The organism is Desulfovibrio sp. 6_1_46AFAA (assembly GCF_000224635.1).
In the GTDB taxonomy this organism is placed as follows: domain Bacteria; phylum Desulfobacterota; class Desulfovibrionia; order Desulfovibrionales; family Desulfovibrionaceae; genus Desulfovibrio; species Desulfovibrio fairfieldensis.
This window is the reverse complement of the sequence record NZ_JH114301.1, coordinates 69,588-72,142: the sequence shown is the minus strand read 5'-3', so window position 1 is coordinate 72,142 and position 2,555 is coordinate 69,588. Positions and strand designations below refer to the sequence as shown.

Annotated in this window: 1 protein-coding gene; it reads left to right on the top strand. The window is 56.0% G+C overall.

Features of this window, described 5'->3' with window-relative positions:
- Positions 1-180: 180 nt before the first annotated feature.
- Positions 181-1,920 (top strand): methyl-accepting chemotaxis protein, encoded by a 1,740-nt coding sequence (locus HMPREF1022_RS03745; RefSeq protein ID WP_009301961.1) that lies wholly within the window; start codon positions 181-183, stop codon positions 1,918-1,920.
- Positions 1,921-2,555 lie beyond the last annotated feature (635 nt).

The following is a 2,555-nucleotide window of genomic DNA, read 5'->3' as shown; positions in this document are numbered from 1 at the left end:
GAGAGAGAGAGAGTAAACACTCAAGCCTGACCGGCACACAATAGCAGCTGCATTCCGGCGTGCTGTATTTCTTATATCAATATAAGAAATACAGCACGTTTTTATTTTATATATGGAATTTTACTTCTTTATCACCTTATAAATGGGAAATTAGACACATCTCAAAAGAGGAATTCCCAGATGAAACTGTCCACAAAAATTTTTTTAAGCATGGGGACATTAACAGTGCTGATCGCCGTTCTGGCGATCTATCTGCTGGTGCAAATGCAAAGCGTCAATGAAATCTCCACCATCCTGGCAAAAAGGAATGTTCCGATCATTGATCTGGCGGGCAAGCTGAACAATGACATCTCGGAATACCGCATCTCGGAAGTGCGCCACGTCTACATCACCGATCCCGCACGGATGAAAGCCGATGAAGCGCGGTTGAGTGCGTGGGAAAGCTCCATCAATACGTATCTGGCCGATCTCGACAAGCTCATCCAGACAGAGGACTTCAAAAAAACGCTGCACGAAGTCTCCGCCGGCCTGGATGAATATTTCAACTTTTCCGCCAAACTACTGGATGTCTCCCGGCAAAACCAAACCGAAGAAGCCGCCAAGCTGCTGCTGGGCGAGTCATACAAAATCTATCGCGACCTGAGCGACAGACTCAATGAACTGGCGGCGATGGCCCGGAAAAATGCCGGGGCTATGAACGCGCGGGGCGATGAAATGTACGAGCACAGCAATATGGTCGGCATGAGCCTGGCGGTGCTGGCGATCCTGGTCGCCGTAGCCCTGACCCTGCTGCTGGTGCGCAGCACTACCCGGCAGTTGGGCAAGGACCCCGGCGAACTCAATACTATCGCCCACCGTGTGGTGGACGGCGACTATGAGATTGACGACGGTTCCGCGAAAACAGGCGTGTACGGGGCCATTGTGGAAATGGTCAACACTCTGAAACAAAACATCGACAGCGCCCGAAACGAATCCGAAAATGCCAGAGAGCAGTCCGTCAAGGCCAGGGAAGCCATGCAACAGGCCGAGGCCGCGAGCAAGGAAGCACAGATCAAAACCGAGGCCATGCTGGTAGCCGCCGACAAGCTGGAAGCCGTGGGCACTGTGGTCTCCTCCGCCTCCACTGAACTCTCGGCCCAGATCGAACAGGCCGACCGGGGCGCGGCCGAAGCCGCCCAGCGCCTGTCCGAGGCGGCCACGGCCATGAACGAGATGAACGCCACGGTTCAGGAAGTGGCGAAAAACGCCGGTTCCGCCTCCGCCGCCTCCACTGAAACCAGGGAAAGAGCCGAAAGCGGCGCGCAGGTAGTGGAAAAGACCGTGCATAATATTGAGGAAGTGCACCAGTTGTCTCTGACCCTCAAGGAGGACATGACCCAGCTCAACGAGCACGCCCAGAACATCACCCGGATCATGGGCGTGATTTCGGACATCGCGGACCAGACCAACCTCCTGGCCTTGAATGCCGCCATTGAAGCGGCCCGCGCGGGCGACGCGGGCCGGGGCTTTGCCGTGGTGGCCGACGAAGTGCGCAAATTGGCCGAAAAAACCATGGCCTCCACCACGGATGTGGGCGACGCCATCAAGTCCATCCAGGAAAGCACCACCAAGAGCATGACCTCGGTGGACAATGCCGTGACCCGGATTGCGCAGGCCACGGAATACGCCAATCAGTCCGGTCAGGCCCTGCAGGAAATCGTGGCCACCGTGGAAGCCACGGGGGACCAGGTCAATGCCATTGCCACGGCCAGCGAGGAACAGTCCGCCGCCAGCGAGGAGATCAATCTGTCCATTGTCCAGGTCAACGACATGGCCCGCCAGACCGCCGAAGCCATGGCCGAGGCCGCCAGGGCCGTGTCCGATCTGGCCGCCCAGACCCAGGGCCTCACGGAGCTGATCCAAGAGCTGAAAGAAGCCTGAAGAAACCTTTGCGGCCGGGCAACCCATCTCCTCCCGGCCGCAAGTGGGCGCGTTCGGACAGCCGCGCCCATTCCGGGCGCGCCCTGACGGACAACAGGGCGCGCCTCCCCATAAGCCGGGCGTCAGTGACGCCCGGCTCCATTTTTGTCTGTCCGGTAGAATTTTTATCATAACCATCATATCTTACAGTAAAAATAATTCTAGCAGAACTGTTTGGCCTGAACGGCCGTTTCTTAAAAAAACATGTCTTCTTGCGCTGGCCAGCGCGGTATTTCACGTAAGGCGATCCCTCCTGATTTCAAAAAAAATTATGAGCCTGATGTTCAGGAAAACTAATCTTACGCTTTTTTATTCCGATAAATATAGATAGAACTGTGTGCCGCTTCCGCAGCCGATGTCCACTCCGGGCGCAAACAGGCAAGGGAAGACAAAATGCCAGGCTTCCGCCGGACCGACCGTGCGGCGGCAAACCCCTTTTATGTGAAATCGTATGATGAAGCAGATGATCAGACATCCCCTTTCCTCGACGCATAGCCGCGCCGGTCTGCCCGGTACGGCTCTTTTTGCCGCAGAGAGAGAGAGAGAGAGAGAGAGAGAGAGAGAGAGAGAGAGAGAGTACGTTACGTTCGTCGGTA